Below are 19559 nucleotides of genomic sequence, written 5' to 3'. Positions count from 1 at the left end.
ATGCGAAGTCCCCCGCCTTCGCCTGGCATGTCCCTTCCAAACAGGTGACCCATGGCTTCACAAGGTAAGTTTCGCAAGACCCTCAGCCTCACCGACCTGACTTTCATCGGGCTCGGTTCGATCTTCGGTTCCGGCTGGCTGTTCGCCGCCAGCCATGTCGCCGGCATGGCCGGCCCGGCCGGCATCCTGTCATGGGTGTTCGGCGGTTTCGCCGTGTTCCTGCTGGGGCTGGTGTATTGCGAGCTGGGCGCGGCGCTGCCGCGCGCAGGCGGGGTGGTGCGTTATCCCGAGTACTCGCACGGTCCGCTGCTGGGATCGCTGATGGGCCTCATCACCCTGATCGCGTTCTCCAGCCTGATCGCGATCGAGGCGGTGGCCGCCCGCCAGTATGCGGCGGCATGGTTCCCGGGGCTGACCCAAGCCGATAGCGGCGATCCCTCGCTCCTGGGCTGGCTGGTGCAGTTCGGCCTGCTGGTGCTGTTCTTCCTGCTCAACTACTTCAGCGTGAAGAGCTTCGCCATCTCCAACAACATCGTCAGCGTGTTCAAGTTCATGGTGCCGATCCTGGTGATCGTGCTGCTGCTGTCGCATTTCAACAGCGACAACATGCAATTGCACGGCTTCGCACCGAACGGTGCGGCCGGCATCCAGGCCGCGATCTCGACCGGCGGCATCATCTTCGCCTACCTCGGCCTGACCCCGATCGTGTCGGTCGCCAGCGAGGTGCGCGATCCGCAGCGCACGATCCCGATCGCGCTGATCCTGTCGATCCTGCTGTCCACGGCGATCTACGTGCTCCTGCAGCTATCGTTCCTGGGCGGCATTCCCGCCGAACATTTAGCCGGTGGCTGGAACGGCATCGACAAGCTGTACCCGCTGCCGTACCGCGACATCGCGCTGGTGCTGGGCCTGGGCTGGCTGGCGACGCTGGTGGTGGCCGATGCGGTGGTCTCGCCCAGCGGCACCGGCAACATCTACATGAGCGCGACGCCGCGGGTGATCTACGGTTGGGCACGCAACATCGGCGTCAAGTCGTTGACCAAGGTGGACGCCAAATCCGGTATTCCGCGCCCGGCGCTGTGGCTGAGTTTTGCGCTGTCGGTGTTCTGGACCCTGCCGTTCCCGTCGTGGGAGAAACTGATCGGCGTGGTCTCTGCTGCGCTCATGCTGAGCTACGCTGCGGCGCCGGTGACGGTGGCATCGTTGCGTCGCAGCGCGCCCCACCTGGCGCGCCCGTTCCGGGTACGCGTCCTGGCGCTGCTCGGGCCGCTGTCGTTCATCGTCGCCGCGTTGATCGTGTACTGGTCGCGCTGGCAGACGCTGTCGTGGCTGCTGGGCCTGCAGGTGGTGATGTTCGCCGCGTACGTGCTCTACAAGCTGCCTTCGAAGGAGGGACGCGCACGCCTGCTGCGCCAGGTGCAGTGTTCGCTGTGGCTGATCGTGTTCTACGTGCTGGTGATGGCGGTGTCGTACCTGGGCACCTTCGGCGGCACCGGCGCGATCGCGCATCCCTGGGATACGCTGGCCGTGGCGGCGATCGCATTCGTCGTCTACGAATGGGCGGCGCGTTCTGGATTGCGTGCGGAGGAACTCGCGCTGGAAGAGGACGACGGCGCGTGAGGTCGGATGCAGGGCCGCATCGTTGCGCCGGGGGTTTGGCGCCACGGGCGGCCGTTGGCGGGGGAGGGTTCCGAGCGGTTTTCCGCCGCGGATACGGTTTATGCGGAATGCCGCACCTGTTCCGGTGCTGTCCCACAAGACGCGGCCGCCTTGCCTGCGCAGGATGGACGATGGCGCGCTGGAGCGGATCGGCCATCCGCCCTCCCTCCGATGCACCGCCACATCCACCGCAGGAGGGAGAAGATGCACGCTGCTAGCCGTATCCGACCGATCATAAAGACGCTTTCGCTGTCCATGGTAGTGGCCATGGGCATGGCCGCCGTGCCTGCGATGGCGGGGCAGGACGAGGCACCGCAGGAGATCGCCAAGCCGGCCAATGCTTCCGAAGCGAAGCTGCGCGATCTCTATACCGCCGAATGGGAATGGCGGCAGGACGAGTTCGCGCGCGAGAAGATCGACGGGCGCTGGCAACCGTCGGCCCGCCTGCCCTCGGTCACGCCGGAGAGCTGGCAGCGCCGTGCGGCGTACTGGAAGCAGGTGCTGGCGACGCTGGACGCGATTCCGGCGAAGGACTTCACCCGCGAGGAACAGATCAACGCGGCGGTGTTCCGCACCGCGGTCGAGGCCCACCACAACAACGCGGTCTGGCGTACCTACGAGGCGCCGTTCAACAGCGACACGTTCTTCTGGGGCGGCCTGAATCCGCGCCAGCCGTTCCAGAGCGAGGCCGACTGGCAGCGCTTCATCGGCCGGCTCCGCGACATCCCGCGCTACTTCGACGAGAACATCGCCAACATGGAGGCGGGGCTGTCGCGCGGCTGGAGCGTGCCGCGCTCGTCGGTCGAAGGGCGCGACAGCACGATCGAGCCGTACACCATCGCCGGCGAGGGCAATCCGTTCCTCGATACCTTGGCGAGGATGCCTGCGTCGATTCCGGAACCGGCGCGCAGCCGGTTGATCGAAGAGGGGCGCAAGGCGGTGCTCGAACAGGTGGTCCCGGCGTACAGCAAGCTGTTGAGCTTCATGCGCGAGCAGTACCTTGCGCGTGCGCGCACCAGCACGGCGGCCAGCGACCTGCCGGAAGGACGCGCGTTCTACAAGACCCAGATCGACGAATTCGTCACCCGCGACATGACCGCCAGGGAGATCCACGAGATCGGCTTGGCCGAAGTGGACCGCATCTCGAAGGAGATGCGCGAGGTGATGAAGCTGGCGAAGTTCGACGGCAGCTTCGAGGAGTTCCTGACCTTCCTGCGTACCGATCCGCAATTCTACGCCAAGACGCCCAAGGAGCTGCTCCATTACACCGCCTGGATCGCCAAGAAGGCGGATGGCGAACTCAAGCACGTGCTTGGCGTCCTGCCGCGCTATCGTTTCACGATCCTGCCGGTGCCGGAGGATATCGCGCCGATCTACACCTCCGGTCGCGGAGGATTGGATTCGTGCCTGTTCAACACTTATGACTTGCCTTCGCGCCCGTTGTACAACCTGCCTGCGTTGGTGCTGCACGAATGCAATCCGGGGCACAGCCTGCAGGCGGCGCTTGCCCTGGAGGCGCCTGCGCGTCCCGATTTCCGCCAGCAGACCTACTTCTCCGCGTACGGGGAGGGCTGGGCGCTGTATACCGAATGGCTCGGTACGTCGATGGGTATCTATGAAACGCCTTATGAGGATTTCGGTCGATTGACGTTCGAAATGTGGCGCGCGGCACGTCTGGTGATCGACACCGGTCTGCACGAATTCGGTTGGACCAGGCAGCAGGCGATCGATTATCTCGCCAGCCATACAGCGCTGGCGCATCAGGACATCGTCAACGAGGTCGACCGCTACATCGCCTGGCCGGGACAAGCGCTCTCGTATTACATCGGTTACAAGACCATCCGCGACTTGCGCAGCGAGGCAGAACGCGAGCTCGGGACGGCATTCGACCAGCGTCCGTTCCACGACGCCATCCTCAACCTCGGTTCGGTACCGCTGCCAGTCCTGGAAGAGGAAATGCGTGCGTTCATCGCCGAGCGGAAGAAGGCGCAGGCCGGGGGCGGTTGATGTCCAGGCTCCATCGCTTGCGGGCGATAACGGTGCTGGCCGCGGCGATGTCCGTGGTCGGCACCGCGCAGGTAGGCGACTGGGAGGAGGAACGGGCCATCCGCGGAGTCATCGCGGACATGCAGGTCGCCTGGAACCGTGGGGATTTCGTCGCCTACATGGCCGGCTTCTTGCGGCCGGACGTGGTGTTCGTGTCCCGAGGCCGGTTTCAGCGCGACTGGCAGGGGACGCTCGATCACTACATCGCCGATTACGGCGGTGCGCCGGATAAGCGCGGCGTGCTGTGCTTCTATGACATCCGGATCGAGCGTCTTGCCGACGATGCCGCTCAGCTCGTCAGCCGCTACCACCTGGCGCGCGCGGACGAACCGCAGTATGGAATCAATACCCGGCTGATGCGGAAGGTGGAGGGTCGTTGGGTGATCGCGTTGAACCACGTGTCGTCGGTGTCAACGCCCGATCCGGGCGATCGCCTGCTGGCGAGCGACTGCCGCCCTTGAGCAGGCGCGGGTAAGTATCCCCCGGCAAAGCCGGGGGCTTTAGAGGTGAGCCCCTCAAAGGGGCGAATAAAAGCATGCGCCGCCTGAAGGCGACAGACGCATTTTCCTTCTCCCTTCGGGGTGAAGGCGTGCCGCTTGCGAGCCATTGGCTCGCGCACGCCTGAACGCCCTTGCGCCATGCGCAAGGGCCGGGGCGTGGTGGCGCGGAGGATAGGTGGCGCGTTATCGCGGGCGACAATGGTGGGCCAAGGCCCACCCTATGCGGGTTATAGGGTGGTCCTTGGCCCACCACAAGGGTACGGCGAAGCGGCACGCGTCTGAACCATCGCGACTTCGCCGTACCCTCACCCCAACCCCCGCTCCGCGTGTGCTGTCGCCCCGGAGGGAGAGGGGCTTCAAAGCCGACTGCCGGAAAGATCAAACCTTTGACAATCCCCCGGCAGGGTTGCCGATATCGGCAGCGAAGCGTTTTCCCACCGGGCATCCGCCGTGTCGCGGCCCGGGTGGCTGGCATGCAGGTTCAGCGGGCCGATACCGATCGCGTCGGCGAACCAGAGCAGTCCTGTAAACAGCAGGTGCAGGATCATACGGGAATTTTCTGTATTGGAATGCTTGTGCTGATTTCTGCAGATGAATTGTCGCGGTCGGCAGAAACCAAACGTTGAGCCGGCTTATCCCTCGAAGATACGGGACGTACGCACTTAACGACAAGCATTCTAGAGCGTAGCTGCGTGTGAATTCGGGTGGCGGGTTTCACGTGCACGGGGCCGCGGAATTGCTGTATTGCACAAGACAATCATGCAGGTTTCCGCATGCAAATCCATCAAACCACACAAGACCGGGCGCACCACGGGCAACGAGACTTGGGGTCATGGAAGTGTCATCTGCCAGCTTGCCGTCGATCGGGAAGCGATGGCCTCTCCAGGAAAGGCGGAGACAGGCAAGAGTTCATAACGCACCCAAGCATTCCTTTCATAGCCGGGGGTATTTCCATGACAGCCGTTCGACGCGCCACGCGCCATTCCTCACGTGATTCGCAGTGTCTGCCGCAACCGCCGAAGAGGCGCCCCCTGGCGGACAGTGTTGCGTGCATCCTGGTCGCCGGTTCGCTGGTTGCGGGCGCAGCGCATGCGCAGGAGCAGGCTGCCACGCCGGAAACGGAATCCAGGAGCGCGACAGTTTCCAATCTCGACACGGTCACCGTGACCGGATCGCGCCTGGCGCGCAGCGATCTGAGCGCACCCAGCCCAACCACGGTGGTGACCCGTGAAGACATCGCGATGTCGGGCAGCGCGACGATCGAGACTGTACTCAACGAATTTCCGCAGCTCGCAGCCGGAAATACTTCCAGCGTCAACAACGGCGGCGGTTCCGGCGTGCTGACCGCCAACCTGCGTGGCCTCGGCGCCACGCGCACGCTGACCCTGGTCAACGGCCGCCGTTTCATGCCGGCCAATTCCGATGGCGTGGTCGACCTGGCGAGCATTCCCGATGCGCTGATCGAGAATGTCGAAATCATCACCGGCGGCGCCTCGGCGGTCTATGGCTCCGACGCCATCGCCGGTGCGGTCAACTTCATCCTGCGCGAGGACTTCGAAGGACTCGAAGCGGCATACACCCACGGGCAGACCGCCGAAGGTGACGGCGCCTACGACAAGTTCGACCTGACTATCGGCGGAAACTTCGCCGACGATCGTGGCAACGCCGTGCTGTCGATCAGCCGCACCGAACGCGACGCCGTACTGCAAGGCCGGCGTGATTTCTCGCGCGTGCCGCTCGATACCGTCGGCGGCGAACTCGTGCCCGGTGGCTCCGGTTCGGTCCCGGGCACCCGGATCGGGCTCAGCGGCGCGCAGCTTGATTCGCTGGTCGGCGTCGACCTGGCCCCCTCCGGGGCATGCAGCGCGATCACCGGCATCCGTTTCGGCGAGGGCGGAACGCCATTGCCGTACTGCAGCCCGCAGGACGCCTACAACTATGCGGACCTGAACTACCTGCAGCGCCCGTTGGAGCGGACCCAGGTCACCGCGCTGGCCAACTACAAGATCAACGATGCGGTCGAGGCCTATGGCGAGGCCTATTACTCCAACAGCCGCAACGAGTACCAGCAGGCCCCCGATTCGTTCACGCCGGTCACGCCGGGCGCGCCGTCATCGACACTGCTGGTGCCCAACTACGCCAGCAACCCGGTGCTGCTGCCGAACGTGCGCCAGTTCCTGTCCGACAACGTCCACATCTTCGATCCGGATGGCGACGGCGTCGCGGCGATCGTCGGTTCGGGCCGGCGCGCCGACGAACTGGGGCCGCGCTTCTATACCTATGAGCGGGTCAGCTACAACCTGGTCGGCGGCCTGCGCGGCGACTTCGAGGCCGGCGGCGGCCACTGGTGGCGCTGGGACGCCTTCATGCAGGAGCAGCGCACCCGCACCGACACCGCCAACAACAACCAGATCAACCAAGCGCGGCTGTCGCAGGCGCTGGATGCCACGGTGGATGCAGACGGCAACCTGGTTTGCGTCAATCAGGCCAGCGGCTGCGTGCCGGCGAGCATTTTCGGACTGGGCTCGATCAACGCCAATGCGGCGGCGTTCCTGACCCCGCAGCGCACCAGCTACGAGATCTTCGATCGCACGGTGGCCGGCGCCTCGATGAGCGGTACGCTGTTCGATCTGCCGGCCGGTTCGGTCGCACTGGCTTTCGGCGCCGAGTACCGTAAGGACGAGTACCGGTTCCAGCCCAGCGCGATGGACGTGTCCGGCGACTATGGCGCGACCTCGCAGTCGCCGATGGCCGGCGAGTACAGCGTCAAGGAGCTGTTCGCCGAGTTCCGCGTGCCGCTGCTCGCCGGCGCGCGTTTCGCGCACGATCTCGCCATCGAGGGTGCGGCGCGCTATTCGGACTATTCCACCATCGGCGGCGTCAACACCTGGAAGCTCGGTGCGGAGTGGGCGCCGAGCGACTGGTTCCGCCTGCGCAGCGCGTTCAACGTCGCGATCCGTGCGCCGAGCCTGAACGAACTGTACGCGCCGCGGACGCGCGGCTTCACCGCCGGCGTCGATCCCTGCACGGCCGCGGCCAACCCGACCGCGGCCCAGCAGCAGCTGTGCATCCAGCAAGGTGTGCCTGCCGCCGATCTGCCCAACTTCACCCAGGGCTCGGTCGGGTTCGAACGCACCACCGGCGGCAATCCAGACCTGACCGAGGAGAAATCCGAGACCTTCACCATCGGCGCGGTGTTCTCGATCCCGGCCGCCGAGGGCCTGAACTTCGCGGTCGACTACTTCGAGGTCGAGGTCGAGGACGCGATCACCAGCATCACCGCCAACCAGATGCTTGCCGACTGCTTCAGCCGGGTCGATCCGACTGCGCCGAGCTGCCAGTCGATCGTGCGCCTGCCCAACGGCCAGATCGACGATGTGCGCTCGACGCTGCAGAACATCGGACTGCTCAAGGCCAGCGGACTGGACTTCCAGGTCGACTACGGCTTCGCGGTGCCGTGGGGGATCGGCGGCGACGACGGACGGGTCTCGCTGGCGTTGCTGACCAGCTGGCTGTTCGAGCGTTCGATAGAGGTCATCGCCGACCAGGGCGAACTCGATTGCGCCGGCTACATGGGCGGCGGCTGCGGCGGCGGGACCGGCAACATCATGATCCCGGACCTGAAGCTGAACCTGTCGGCCGGTTACCGCAGCGGTCCGCTGTCGCTGCGCCTGCAGGGACGGATGATCGACAAGTTCGAGCTGCGGCCGGGCATCACCGCTGCGGTCACCGAGTCGCCGCGGCAGTGGTACTTCGACACCAACGCCGCCTACGACTTCAACGAGCACCTGCAGCTGTTCGCGGGCATCGACAATGTGTTCGACCGCCAGCCGCCGGTCCTCGGCACCGCCTTGGCCGGCGATGCGAACACCGACGTCGGCGTCTACGACGTGCTCGGGCGCCGCTACTTCTTCGGCCTGCGGGTGAAGTTCTGATCCAGGTGCGGGCCGTCCATGGCGGATGGCCCGCGACGGGTTCCATGTCCTTTCAGGAGAACGCGATGCGGGCGGTACGCAGGCGGGTTGGGAGCATGCTGGCGGGCCTGGTCGCGGCCATCGGCGCGATGACTGTTCCGGTGCTGGCCGCCGATACGCGCGAGGCGATTCCCGCGCGCGATGCCGGGCAGGGGCCGTACGCGCGGCTGGTGATCCGCAACGTCGATGTCGTCGACGGCACCGGTGCGCCGATGCAGGGGCCGTTCGACGTGGTCGTCGAGCGCGACCGGATCACCGAGATCCTCTCGATCGGTGCGCCCGGGGCGATCGAGCCGGACAAGCGGGCGGACGCCGGCGAGCGCGAGATCGACGGCACCGGCTTCACCCTGATGCCGGGCTTCGTCGATACCCATGTCCACCTGCACACCCTGGACGACGCCCAGGGCGTGCCGCCCGAGTACGTGCTCAAGCTGTGGCTGGCGCACGGGGTGACCAGCGTCCGCGAACTCGGCAGCGGGCGGCCGATCGAATGGCTGGTCGATGTCAAGCGCCGCAGCGAGCGCAACGAGATCGTCGCGCCGCGGATCGATGTCTATCCGTTCTTCAATGCGATCCGGCCAGGCATCCACGACCCGGCGGCCGCGCGCGACGCGGTCCGGCAGGCCCGCCGGCGCGGCGCCGACGGCATCAAGTTCATCGGCTCGATCCCCGAGGACGTGCTCTATGCGGCGCTCGACGAGGCCGAGGCGCTGGACATGCGCACCACGATGCACCATGCGCAGCAGCTGGTGGCCTATGCCAACGTGCTGCAGACCTCGGCGCGCGGCCTGGACTCGATCGAGCACTGGTACGGCCTGCCCGAGGCGATGTTCACCGATCGCCGCCTGCAGCGCTGGCCGGCCGGTTTCAACAACACCGACGAGCAGATGCGCTTCGCCGAGGCCGGCCGCTTGTGGCAGCAGGCCGCGGAGCCCGGATCGGAACGTTGGAACGAGGTGATGGACACCCTGCTCGAGCGCGGCTTCGGCCTGAGCCCGACCTTCACCGCGTATCTGGCCAGCCGCGATCTGATGCGGATGACCAATGCGACCTGGCATGCCGAGTACACCCTGCCGGCACTGTGGGATTTCTACCGTCCCAGCCGCCACCACCACGGCTCGTACTGGTTCGACTGGACCACCGAGCGCGAGATGGACTGGCGGCAGAACTACCGCCTGTGGATGCGTTTCGTCGACGAGTACAAGAACCGCGGTGGGCTGGTCGGGATCGGCAGCGATTGCGGCTACATCTACAACCTGTACGGTTTCGGCTACGTGCAGGAGATGGAACTGCTGCGCGAGGCCGGGTTCAGCCCGCTGGAAGTGATCCATGCCGCGACCGGCATGGGCGCGAAGATCATCGGGCGCGCGGACGAGGTGGGCACGGTGCGGGTCGGGCACAAGGCCGACCTGGTGCTGGTACGCGGCAATCCGCTGGCGAACCTGAAGCTGCTGCTGGGCACTGGTACGATCCGGCTGGATGACGCGACCGGCCGGGTCGAGCAGGTCGGCGGGATCGACTACACGATCAAGGACGGCATCGTCTACGACGCGGCGGCGCTGCGGGCCGATGTGCGCCGGATGGTGCGCGAGGCCAAGGCCGCGCGCGGCCTGCCCGACGGCCCGATGCCGGTGGTCGATGCGGAGCGGTGAGGCGGCGATGGCGCGACGAGGCAAGCGGAGGGGCACGCAGATGAAGGCGATGGACATCGATGCCGGGCGCAGGCGCCTGCTGGCCTGGAGCGTGGCGGCCATCGCGGCGGGATGGATGGGCTTCCCGCAACAGGTGCTGGCGTTCGCGCCCGGACGGATCGCAAGGCCCGCCCCGGGCAGCGTGCGCCTGCTGCCGTCGATGTTCGCCGACGCGGTCGCCGCGACCCGCGGCTACCTGATGCGGCTCGATCCCGGCCGCCTGCTGCACAACTTCCACGTCCAGGCCGGGTTGCCGCCGCAGGGCAAGGTCTACGGCGGCTGGGAAAGCGACACCATCGCCGGGCACACCCTCGGGCATTACCTGAGTGCGCTGGCGCTGATGCACGAAGGCGACGGCGATGCGACGTGCAAGGCGCGCGCCGATGCGATCGTCGCCGAACTCAAGCGCTGCCAGCAGGCCGGCGGCGACGGCTACGTGGCCGGCTTCACCCGCAAACGCGAGGACGGCACCATCGAAGGTGGCCGGGTCGTGTTCGACGAGGTCTCGCGAGGCGACATCCGCGCGCTGCCGTTCCGGCTCAACGGCAGCTGGGCGCCCTTCTACACCTGGCACAAACTGTTCGCCGGCCTGCTCGACGCGCACCGCTGCTGCGGCAATCAGGACGCGCTGGAAGTCGCGGTCGGGCTGGCCGGCTACGTCGAGCGCAAGCTGGCGCCGCTGGACCATGCGCAGATGCAGCAGGTGCTCGACTGCGAGTTCGGCGGCATGCCCGAGAGCCTGGCCGAACTGTCGGCCGGGACCGGCGACGCGCGCTGGCTGGCACTGGCGCGGCGTTTCCGCCACGACGTGGTGCTCGATCCGCTGGCGGCCGGGCACGATCGGCTCAACCGCCTGCACGCCAATACCCAGATTCCCAAACTGCTGGGCGCGGCGCGCGGATTCGAACTCGACGGCGACCGCGGCGACGCGGCTGCGGCGCTGTTCTTCTGGCAGCGGGTGACCGGCCATCACAGCTACGCGATCGGCGGCAATTCCGACCGCGAGTATTTCCAGACGCCCGACACCATTTCGAAGTACGTCACCGAGCAGACCTGCGAGCACTGCAACACGTTGAACATGCTGCGGCTCGGTCGCTACCTGCACCGCTGGTCCGGCGATGTGCGCCATGTCGAGTTCCACGAGCGCGCGCTCTACAACCACATCCTGTCGCAGCAGCATCCCGACGGCGGGCGCTATACCTACATGACGCCGATGCTGAGCGGCGAGGCGCGCAAGTATTCCGAGCCCGAGGGCGAGTTCTGGTGCTGCGTCGGCACCGGCATGGAGAGCCATGCACAGTTCTCCGATGCGATCTACGGTTTCGATGGCCGCGACCTGACGGTCGACCTGTACATTCCGTCCACGCTCGAGGACGCGGAACGGGGGCTGTCGCTACGGATGAGCTCGACCCTGCCCGATGCCGGACAGGTCGCGCTGGAGGTCGTCTCGGCCATGCCTGGTGCATTGCGCAGCGTGCAGCTGCGCATCCCGTCATGGGCAGGCCAGGCGCGGATCCTCGTCAATGGCCATGAGGTGGGCGCCCCCAGGCGAAACGGCTATGCATTGCTCGAGCGCGAGTGGCGGGACGGCGACCGGATCGAAATCGAATTCACCCTGCCGGTGCTGGTCGAACCCTGCGGCGATGATCCGGCGCTGGTCTCGCTGCGACGCGGGCCCTGCGTGCTCGCGGCCGATCTCGGCCCGGCCGATCAGCCTTGGGATGGTATCGAACCCTGGCTACCGGCCGGGGTGGAGCGCAGCTTCGGCCCGCCGGGCGAGGACGGCCGGTTGTCGGTCAACTTGCCTTCGCATCCCCGGGGACTGGCGTTCGCGCCGTTCCATGCGCTGCACGAGCGCAGGTATGCGGTCTATTTCCGGCATTTCGATGCCGAGGCCCGGCGTGCCTGGGAGGCCGCGCAGGCGGCGCGGCGCAAGCAGGCCGAGGCGCTCGACCGGCGCAGCCTGGACCGCATCGTGCCGGGGGACGAAGCCAGCGAACGGGCGCATGCGTTCGCGTCCACGGGGGATTCCTACGCGGTCAGTTATCGGCGCCAGTCCGGACGCGATGCCCGCACAGGGGGGGCGTTCGAATTCACGCTGCGCGGCGAGCGTGCCGCCAGCTTCCTGCGGATGCGTTACTGGGGCGAGGAACACCGACGCCGGTTCACGATTTCGGTCAACGGCACGCCGATCGCGCATGAGGTGCTCGACGGCGGACGCGGCGATGATTTCGTCGAGGTCGAGTATCCGCTGCCTGATGCGTTGAGGGCGCCGCCAGCCGATGGCTGGCGGGTCCGCATCGAGCCCGACGCCGGTTATTCGGCCGGTCCGGTGTTCGGGAGCTGGCTGCTGGAGGCCTGATCCGGGCCAAGCCCACATCAGAATGCCGCCGCGTCTTCCCGCAGAGCGGAGCTTGCTCCGCCGTCGTCGGCCCGCAAGCCGGGCAAGCTCGGCTCTACGAGAGCTGTGCCCGCACGGATGCGCCGAAACGTCAGTCCAGCAGTGCGAGCAGCTCGGAATGCAGGTTCGCCGGGATGCGCACGCCTTCTGCGAGGCTTCGCTGGCGTGCCTGGTAGCGCCGCTGCGAGGGCAGCCGTGCGCCGCTGCCGGCGAAGTCCGCGAGGAAGGCCTCCGCACGCGCCTGGTGGGCGGAGGCGTCGGCACCGAGGAAACGCTGCGGATCGAGCGCGAGCACGAGTTCGCCGTGATAAGGGGACGCGCCCGCGCCGGCATCGTGCTGCAGCGATTCCAGGCTGGTCAGGTCGCCGATCAGCGGGCCTGCGATCAGTTCGATCATGGTCGATAGCGCCGAACCCTTGTGCCCGCCGAAGGTCAGCATCGCGCCGCCATCGAACACTGCCTGCGGATCGGTTGTCGGCTGGCCGTCGGCATCGATGCCGACGCCTTCGGGAAGCGGCTGGCCGGCGCGCCGGCGCAGCTCGATCTCGCCGCGCGCCACCGCACTGGTGGCGAAGTCGAAGACATAGGGGTGGCCATCGGGCCGCGGCCAGCCGAACGCGAACGGATTGGTGCCCAGTAGCGGCACGCGACCGCCTGCGGGTGCGACCCAGGCGTGGCTGGGGTTGCACGCCAGCGCCACCAGCCCGGCATCGGTCAGGCGCTCGATTTCCGGCCATAGCGCGGAGAAGTGCACGCAACGGTTGATCGCCATCGCGGCCAGGCCGCTGGTCCGGGCCTTGTCGAGCAGGTGCGGCAGGCCGGCGTCGAACGCCAGCAGGGAAAATCCGCCGCGCGCGTCGACGCGCACGATGGCGGGCGCCTGGTCGTGCACGACCGGCTCGGCATCGCCGACCACCTTGCCGCTGCGCAGGGAATGCACGCAGACCAGGGTGCGGTACAGTCCATGCGCGGCGCAGCCGTCGCGTTCGCCGGCGACCATGGTGTCCGTGAGCGTGCGCACGTGGCGTTCGCTGAAACCAGCGTGGCGGAGGATGCCGGAGACCAGTCCTGCCGATTCCTCCAGGGACAGCGAAACCGTCTGCGTCGTATCCATTCGAGAGTGCACCGCATCGAAGCCAGCACGGGACTATACGCATCCGGGATCGCGGGTGGCGGCTCCCGCGGGATTTGTGCCGGATTGATGGCATTGGCCGCCGCACGTTGCACAATGCACGCATGAAACGCGCTCCGGGACAGGTCAGGATCATCGGCGGCAAGTGGCGCAACACCCGCTTGCCGGTCGCCGATGCCGACGGCTTGCGCCCGACGTCGGACCGTGCGCGCGAAACCCTGTTCAACTGGTTGCAGCCGGCCTTGCCCGGTGCGCGCGTGCTGGACCTGTTCGCCGGCAGCGGCGCGCTGGGGCTTGAGGCGCTGTCACGCGGCGCGGCCGAGGCCCTGTTGGTCGAACGCGATCCGCGCCTGGCGCAGGCGCTGGAGGCCAGCGTGCAGCGCCTGGGCGCGCAGGCGCGCGTGGTGCGGGGCGACGCGTCGGCCTTCCTGCGGGCGCCGTTGCATGGCCGCTTCGACCTCGTGTTCCTCGATCCGCCGTTCGACGCGGCCCTGTGGCAGCCGGTGCTCGCGGCCTTGCCGCCATGGCTCGCCGACACGGCATGGCTGTACCTCGAGTCGCCGGTCGAGACCGGCATCGAGCCGGACGCGGGCTGGCTGCCGCATCGGGAGGGCCGCAGCCGTGAAGCGCGTCATGCCCTGTATCGCCGGGCCGCGGATCGGGCCGTGGTGCGACGCTGATACACTTGCGCGAACGATCCGGCTTCCCGACGACGGACACAACCCATGAGCGTGGCCCGCACCCGCATCGCGGTCTATCCCGGCACCTTCGACCCGATCACCAACGGGCACGTGGACCTGGTCGATCGCGCCGCGCCGCTGTTCGAGCGGATCATCGTCGGGATCGCGGAGAGCCCGGCCAAGAGCCCGACCCTGGACCTGCAGTTGCGCGTCGAACTGGCGCGCGCGGCGCTCGCCGAACACGGCAACGTCGAGGTGCGCGGGTTCGACTCGCTGCTGGCGCATTTCGTGCGTGACGTCGGCGCCGGGGTGCTGCTGCGCGGGCTGCGCGCGGTGTCGGACTTCGAATACGAGTTCCAGCTGGCCAGCATGAACCGGCATCTGATCCCCGAGGTCGAGACGCTGTTCCTCACGCCGGCGGAACAATACGGCTTCATATCCTCTTCGCTGGTCCGCGAAATCTCCCGCCTCGGCGGCGACGTTTCCGCGTTCGTGCCGGCGGCGGTGGCCAAAGCGCTGCAGGCCGAATGGCAGCGCACCGATGCGTGAGACAACATGACGACCATACGAAAAACGGGGAGGAACACCATGAACATCATTCACCGCCTGCTGCTGACGGCTTGCCTGGTGCTGCCGCTCGCGGCCTGCCAGAACGAAGGGCAGACGCAACAGGCCGAAAAGGCGCCGATGACCGCGCCGACCGACGGCGACAGCGCGCAGTGGCGCGCCTACCTGTCCGACCTGGTGCCGCGGCACATGGAGGGCATCCAGAACCAGCCCTACATCTATCTGGTGCCGGACGACGGCATCGCCGATTTCGAGGGCCAGTACGAGCGGCTCGAGGAGAAGGCGAGGATCGACGTGGCCCGCGGCATCGTCCGCGGCAACATGCTGGCCTACGCCGGTCCCGACTCCAACCGCGTCGCCGACATGGTGGTCAGCGCGTTCGAAGGCGTGCCGGCCAAGAGCATGAACGGCGTGCGCGTGTTGTTCATCGGCGACGCCGCCGACAGCGCACGCGTGGAACAGGCCGTCACGCCGGCCGGTGTCGAATACGTTCTCGTCGAGAAGTAGGCTGCACGTATCCGCAGTCCGGCCCGGTCCCGGCTCACGCCGGGATCGGGCGCGTTTCCCTGCACCGGCAGGTTCCGGGTACCGTGCGAGGCCGTCCGGTGCCGGGCGAGCCCAAGCCCCGGCCCCCTGTCCGGCGGCCTCGAAACCCCTCCATGGCGTCGTCCAGAATTCATGTCGCTGAAGATCAACGACCTTTGCGTCAACTGTGACGTCTGCGAGCCGGCCTGCCCGAACCAGGCGATCGCGCAGGGGGAGACGATCTACGTCATCGATCCGGCGCGGTGCACCGAATGCGTCGGTCACTACGACGAGCCGCAGTGCGTCGCGGTGTGTCCGGTCGAGTGCATCGATCCGGATCCGGAGTTCCCCGAATCCGAACCACAGCTGCTGGCGAAATTGCGCCGGCTGCAGGAGGGCGAGGGGCCGCGCCCGGCCGATGTCCCGTCGGTGTCGGCTGCGACCCTGGGCGCCCGGTCCGGGACGGCCGGGCCGGACGATCCGGAAGCCGGCCAGGGACGGGGACGGCATTGACGACTCGATCGAAGCCACGGCGCGAACACGCCGCAGGAGACCGCATGAAACACCTGTTCAAATTCGCCCTTCTGCTGGTCGTGGCTTTCGCGCCCGTGCTGGCGGTGCCGCAGGAAGCCGCGACGCCGCCGCAGGCGGCCGACGGAAGCCGTCCAGAAACGCAGAAACCGCCGGGCGTCGCCGTCGCCTCTGCGCACGCGCTGGCGACCGAGGCCGGGCTGCAGGTCATGCGCGAGGGCGGCAATGCCTTCGACGCGGCAGTGGCGGTGTCGTCGACGCTGTCGGTGGTCGAACCGATCAGTTCGGGCCTGGGCGGCGGAGGCCTGTTCCTGCTGCACCAGGCCGATGAAGACCGTGACGTCTTCGTCGACGCGCGCGAAATCGCGCCGGCATCGGCGACGATGGAGCGCTACCTGGACGAGGCGGGAGAACTCGACAGCGACCGCGCCACCAACGGCCCCTGGGCCGCCGGCATCCCCGGCCTGCCGGCTGCGCTGGTGCACCTGGCGGAGCGCTACGGCAAGCTGCCGCTGCGGACCACGCTGGCACCGGCGATCCGCGTCGCCCGCGAGGGTTTTCCGGTCTACGGGCGCATGGCGCGTGGCTACGAACGCAGGCGCGAAGTGATGAACCGCTATCCCGGCACCCGGGCGGTGTATGCGCCGGAGGGCCGGGGATTGCAGGAGGGCGATCTCTTTCGCCAGCCGGACCTGGCGCGCACCCTCGAGCGGCTGGCGGCGCAGGGCTTCGACGGCTTCTACCGCGGCGAGACCGCGCGCCTGCTGGTCGAAGGCGTCAACGCGGAGGGCGGGCAGTGGACCGCGGACGAGCTGGCCGGCTACCGCGTGGCCGAGCGCGATCCGATCCGCTTCCGCTACCGCGACTGGGAGATCGTCACCGCGCCGCCGCCGTCGTCGGGCGGCGTGGCGCTGGCGCAGATGCTGCAGATCCTCGCCGGCTGGGACCTCGACGAACTGGACCCGGCGCAGCGTACGCATCTCACCGTCGAGGCGATGCGCCGGGCGTTCCGCGACCGCACCTTCTACCTGGGCGATCCCGATTTCGTCGAGATCCCGATGCGCACCCTGACCAGCCGCGACTACGCCGCAGGCCTGCGCGCCACCATCCACCCGCGCAAGGCCACGCCGAGTGACCTGCTCTCCGGCGAGCCGACCCCGCTCGAGGACGAGGAGACCACGCATTTCTCGATCATCGACGCCGACGGCAACCGCGTCGCCGCCACCCAGACCGTCAACCTGCTGTTCGGGTCCGGCCTGGTCGCGCCGGGGACCGGCGTGCTGCTCAACAACGAGATGGACGACTTCGCGCTCAAGCCCGGCACCCCCAACGCCTTCGGGGTGATGGGCTTCCAGGCCAACGCGCCCGAGCCCGGCAAGCGCATGCTCAGTTCGATGACGCCGAGCTTCATGGTGTCCGACGACCGCATCGCCGTGCTCGGCACGCCCGGCGGCACCCGCATCATCACCATGGTGCTGCTGGGCATGCTCGGCTACGACGCCGGGCTGGATGCGCAGGCGGTGGCGGCGCTGCCGCGCTTCCATCACCAGTGGATTCCGGACCGGATCTCGGCGGAAGGCGGCGCACTTTCGGCCGAAACCGTGCGGGCGCTGCGGGCGATGGGCCACGAAGTCGACGCTCCCGACGAGGAGGCGGAGATGCGCCAGGCCGGCGGCCGCACCTCCAGCCATGTCTGGGGCAATCTGCAGACCGTCGCCTGGGACCTTCGCGACAACACCCTCGAGGGCGGCAGCGACCCGCGCAACCCGGTCGGCAAGGCGGAAGTGGAGTTGCGCGCCGCGGCCGACTAGCCGCGGGTGCGGCCACCCGGCGGCGGCATGCCGCCATTCCCGCAGACGAGCCAGTTTCCCGTGGAGACCGCGGCAGCCGCGGTGTCCGCCACGAGGTTCCGGTGCTTTTTTGTGGGAGCGACGGCAGTCGCGACGCCCGCACCGTCGGACGCCCGCCGCGATGGACCTTCCCGCATTTCCCGATCCGGGGCGATGCGCGGCGCGGATGCGCCAGCGCCAGGCGGAAGCGCCCGCTGCGAGCCGGCGCACGGGCATGCAGCGCGGGCCGTTGCGGCCTTCTCCACACCCGCGGCGTTACACTCCGGCCATGAAACTCTGGTCGATCGAAGGCAACACCCAGAAGCTCGACGGCGGGGCGATGTTCGGCAACGCGCCGCGCGCAATGTGGACGAAATGGGCGCAGCCCGACGAGCACAACCGCATTCCGCTGGCCTGCCGCGCGCTGCTGGTCAAGCCGCTCAACGGCAAGGCGGTGCTGTTCGAGACCGGGGTGGGCGCGTTCTTCGAGCCGAAGCTGCGCGAGCGCTTCGGTGTCGTGGAAGAGCGCCACGTGCTGCTCGACTCGCTCGCGGCGGCCGGCTTCTCGCACGAGGACATCGACGTGGTGGTGCTTTCGCACCTGCACTTCGACCACGCCGGCGGCCTGCTGACCGCCTGGCGCGAAGGCCGCGCTCCCGAGCTGCTGTTCCCCAATGCAACCTATCTCACCGGTGGCGAGCATTGGCAGCGCGCACGCAACCCGCATCCACGCGACCGCGCCAGCTTCATTCCCGAACTGCCGGCACTGCTGGAAGCCAGCGGCCGGCTGCAGTTCGTCGACGGCGACCGCTCGCCGCTGCTCGGCGATGCGGTGCATTTCACCTACAGCGACGGCCACACGCCGGGCATGATGCTGGCCGAGATCCACGGCCCCGGGATCGCAGTCGACGGCCGCCCGCACGGCGGCGTCGCCTTCTGCGCCGACCTGGTGCCCGGCCGGCCGTGGATGCACGTGCCGATCACCATGGGTTACGACCGCAACCCGGAACTGCTGATCGACGAGAAGCGAGCCTTCCTGGAAGACAAGCTCGCGCGCGACGTGCATCTGTTCCTGACACACGATCCGGAGATCGCGCTGGTGCGGGTGAACCGTGACGAGCGCGGGCGGTTCGGCGCCACGCACGAGGTGGCCGAGTTGAAGGCGAGGGTCCTGCATCCATGAAATACGTCTGGCTGCTGATGCTGCTGTTGTGCTCGCCTGCATTCGCGCAGGAATCGGCGGGGCCCGGTACGCCGCGCGCTGAGCTGGCGCTGGTGGACGACGAGTTCGGCGTCGCCAGCCGACGATTCGGTCTGCGCCGCCACGTCGAAATGGCGCAGTGGCAGCGCAGCGACGGGGAATACGTGGTGATCTGGAGCGCGCAGCCGATCGATTCCACCGGGTTCCCGCCCCAGTACCGCAATCCCGGCGAATTCCGTCTGCCGAGCCGCGAATGGACGACCGCCGCGACGATGCCCGACGGACGTCCGCTGGCGGAAGAGGCGGTGGAAACGCTGGGCATCTGGCGGCCGCTGACGCCGGTCCCGGAGGCGTTGCCGGAGAATATGGCCGCAACCTTCCAGTTCGATGGCAGTACGCTCACCACCGCCGAGGACGTGGCCGCACCGCGTGCGGGGGATCTGCGCATCCGCTGGCTCGAGCGCGTGCTGCCGCCATTGCACGGCCAGGTGGTGTTGCGCGACGGCGCGTGGATCGTCGCCGACGCGTCGGTCGATCCTGCCGAGATGCCGGCGACCGACCCCGGCGAGGTGCCGCCGGCCGACGGCGAGGGTGAAGTGCGCAACTACACGCCGTGGGTGGGCGGCCTGCTGCTGTTGATCGTCGCCATCCTGGTCGCCATCCGCCACCGCCAACGCCGCCGCCGCACCCCGTAGAGCGGAGCTTGCTCCGCTGCTCTCGGCTCCGGGGCCTGCGCAGCCGAGCAAGCTCGGCTCTACGCGGGGGTGCCGAAGGCCGACGGGAAACATGACGCCCGGAGGCCGGCGGGAAACATGACGCCCCG

Annotated in this window: 14 protein-coding genes and 1 pseudogene; 13 read left to right on the top strand and 2 right to left on the bottom strand. The window is 67.9% G+C overall.

The genetic code is table 11. The annotated features are described in order from the left end of the window. The first annotated feature begins 51 nt into the window (after positions 1 to 51). From AB5T46_RS16030 to AB5T46_RS16020, 3 genes are all read left to right on the top strand, one after another. Positions 52 to 1620, top strand: a complete 1569-nt coding sequence (locus AB5T46_RS16030) for an APC family permease (protein WP_370565049.1) — start codon at positions 52 to 54, stop codon at positions 1618 to 1620. 243 nt (positions 1621 to 1863) lie between these two features. Next, entirely contained in the window at positions 1864 to 3666 is a 1803-nt protein-coding gene (locus tag AB5T46_RS16025) for a DUF885 domain-containing protein (RefSeq protein WP_370565048.1), read from the top strand. Beyond that, positions 3666 to 4166, top strand: coding sequence for a YybH family protein (locus tag AB5T46_RS16020; RefSeq protein ID WP_370565047.1), 501 nt, complete (start codon positions 3666 to 3668; stop codon positions 4164 to 4166). Before AB5T46_RS16025 ends, AB5T46_RS16020 begins: the two co-directional genes overlap by 1 nt. A 395-nt stretch (positions 4167 to 4561) precedes the next feature. On the opposite strand, the gene AB5T46_RS16015 is transcribed toward AB5T46_RS16020, so the two are convergent. Further along, positions 4562 to 4753, bottom strand: a complete 192-nt coding sequence (locus tag AB5T46_RS16015) for a hypothetical protein (RefSeq protein WP_370565046.1) — start codon at positions 4751 to 4753, stop codon at positions 4562 to 4564. Between the two features lie 615 nt (positions 4754 to 5368). Between AB5T46_RS16015 and AB5T46_RS16010 the strand changes: the two genes are divergently transcribed. From AB5T46_RS16010 to AB5T46_RS16000, 3 genes are all read left to right on the top strand, one after another. After that, positions 5369 to 8140 (top strand): TonB-dependent receptor domain-containing protein, encoded by a 2772-nt coding sequence (locus AB5T46_RS16010; protein WP_370565045.1) that lies wholly within the window; start codon positions 5369 to 5371, stop codon positions 8138 to 8140. A 95-nt stretch (positions 8141 to 8235) separates the two neighbouring features. Continuing rightward, positions 8236 to 9831 (top strand): amidohydrolase family protein, encoded by a 1596-nt coding sequence (locus AB5T46_RS16005; RefSeq protein WP_370565044.1) that lies wholly within the window; start codon positions 8236 to 8238, stop codon positions 9829 to 9831. A 40-nt stretch (positions 9832 to 9871) separates the two neighbouring features. Then, positions 9872 to 12232 carry a beta-L-arabinofuranosidase domain-containing protein gene (locus AB5T46_RS16000; RefSeq protein WP_370565043.1) on the top strand — a complete coding sequence of 787 codons (2361 nt, stop codon included), beginning with the start codon at positions 9872 to 9874 and terminating at the stop codon, positions 12230 to 12232. Between the two features lie 130 nt (positions 12233 to 12362). On the opposite strand, the gene AB5T46_RS15995 is transcribed toward AB5T46_RS16000, so the two are convergent. Then, a complete protein-coding gene (locus AB5T46_RS15995) occupies positions 12363 to 13385 on the bottom strand; it encodes an Ldh family oxidoreductase (protein WP_370565042.1) in 1023 nt (340 codons plus the stop codon). A 122-nt stretch (positions 13386 to 13507) separates the two neighbouring features. On the opposite strand from AB5T46_RS15995, the gene rsmD reads away from it, so the two are divergent. From rsmD to AB5T46_RS15960, 7 genes and pseudogenes are all read left to right on the top strand, one after another. Next, complete coding sequence (gene rsmD, locus AB5T46_RS15990; RefSeq protein ID WP_370565041.1) at positions 13508 to 14083, top strand: 16S rRNA (guanine(966)-N(2))-methyltransferase RsmD; 576 nt, start codon at positions 13508 to 13510, stop codon at positions 14081 to 14083. Positions 14084 to 14128: 45 nt separating this feature from the next. After that, a complete protein-coding gene (gene coaD, locus AB5T46_RS15985) occupies positions 14129 to 14632 on the top strand; it encodes a pantetheine-phosphate adenylyltransferase (protein ID WP_370565040.1) in 504 nt (167 codons plus the stop codon). Between the two features lie 39 nt (positions 14633 to 14671). Beyond that, positions 14672 to 15157 (top strand): hypothetical protein, encoded by a 486-nt coding sequence (locus AB5T46_RS15980; RefSeq protein WP_370565039.1) that lies wholly within the window; start codon positions 14672 to 14674, stop codon positions 15155 to 15157. Positions 15158 to 15328: 171 nt separating this feature from the next. After that, positions 15329 to 15589: pseudogene (locus AB5T46_RS15975) on the top strand (YfhL family 4Fe-4S dicluster ferredoxin); the annotation flags it as partial. A gap of 143 nt (positions 15590 to 15732) precedes the next feature. Continuing rightward, a complete protein-coding gene (ggt, locus tag AB5T46_RS15970; RefSeq protein ID WP_370565038.1) occupies positions 15733 to 17517 on the top strand; it encodes a gamma-glutamyltransferase in 1785 nt (594 codons plus the stop codon). Positions 17518 to 17824: 307 nt separating this feature from the next. Next, positions 17825 to 18718: an MBL fold metallo-hydrolase gene (locus AB5T46_RS15965; RefSeq protein ID WP_370565037.1), complete on the top strand. Its 894-nt coding sequence runs from the start codon at positions 17825 to 17827 to the stop codon at positions 18716 to 18718. Continuing rightward, positions 18715 to 19431, top strand: coding sequence for a hypothetical protein (locus AB5T46_RS15960; RefSeq protein WP_370565035.1), 717 nt, complete (start codon positions 18715 to 18717; stop codon positions 19429 to 19431). The genes AB5T46_RS15965 and AB5T46_RS15960 overlap by 4 nt, the downstream gene beginning before the upstream one ends. The last annotated feature ends 128 nt before the right edge of the window (positions 19432 to 19559 follow it).

Source organism: Luteimonas salinilitoris (assembly GCF_041300785.1).
GTDB lineage: Bacteria > Pseudomonadota > Gammaproteobacteria > Xanthomonadales > Xanthomonadaceae > Luteimonas > Luteimonas salinilitoris.
This window is presented reverse-complemented; position numbering and strand designations above follow the sequence as displayed.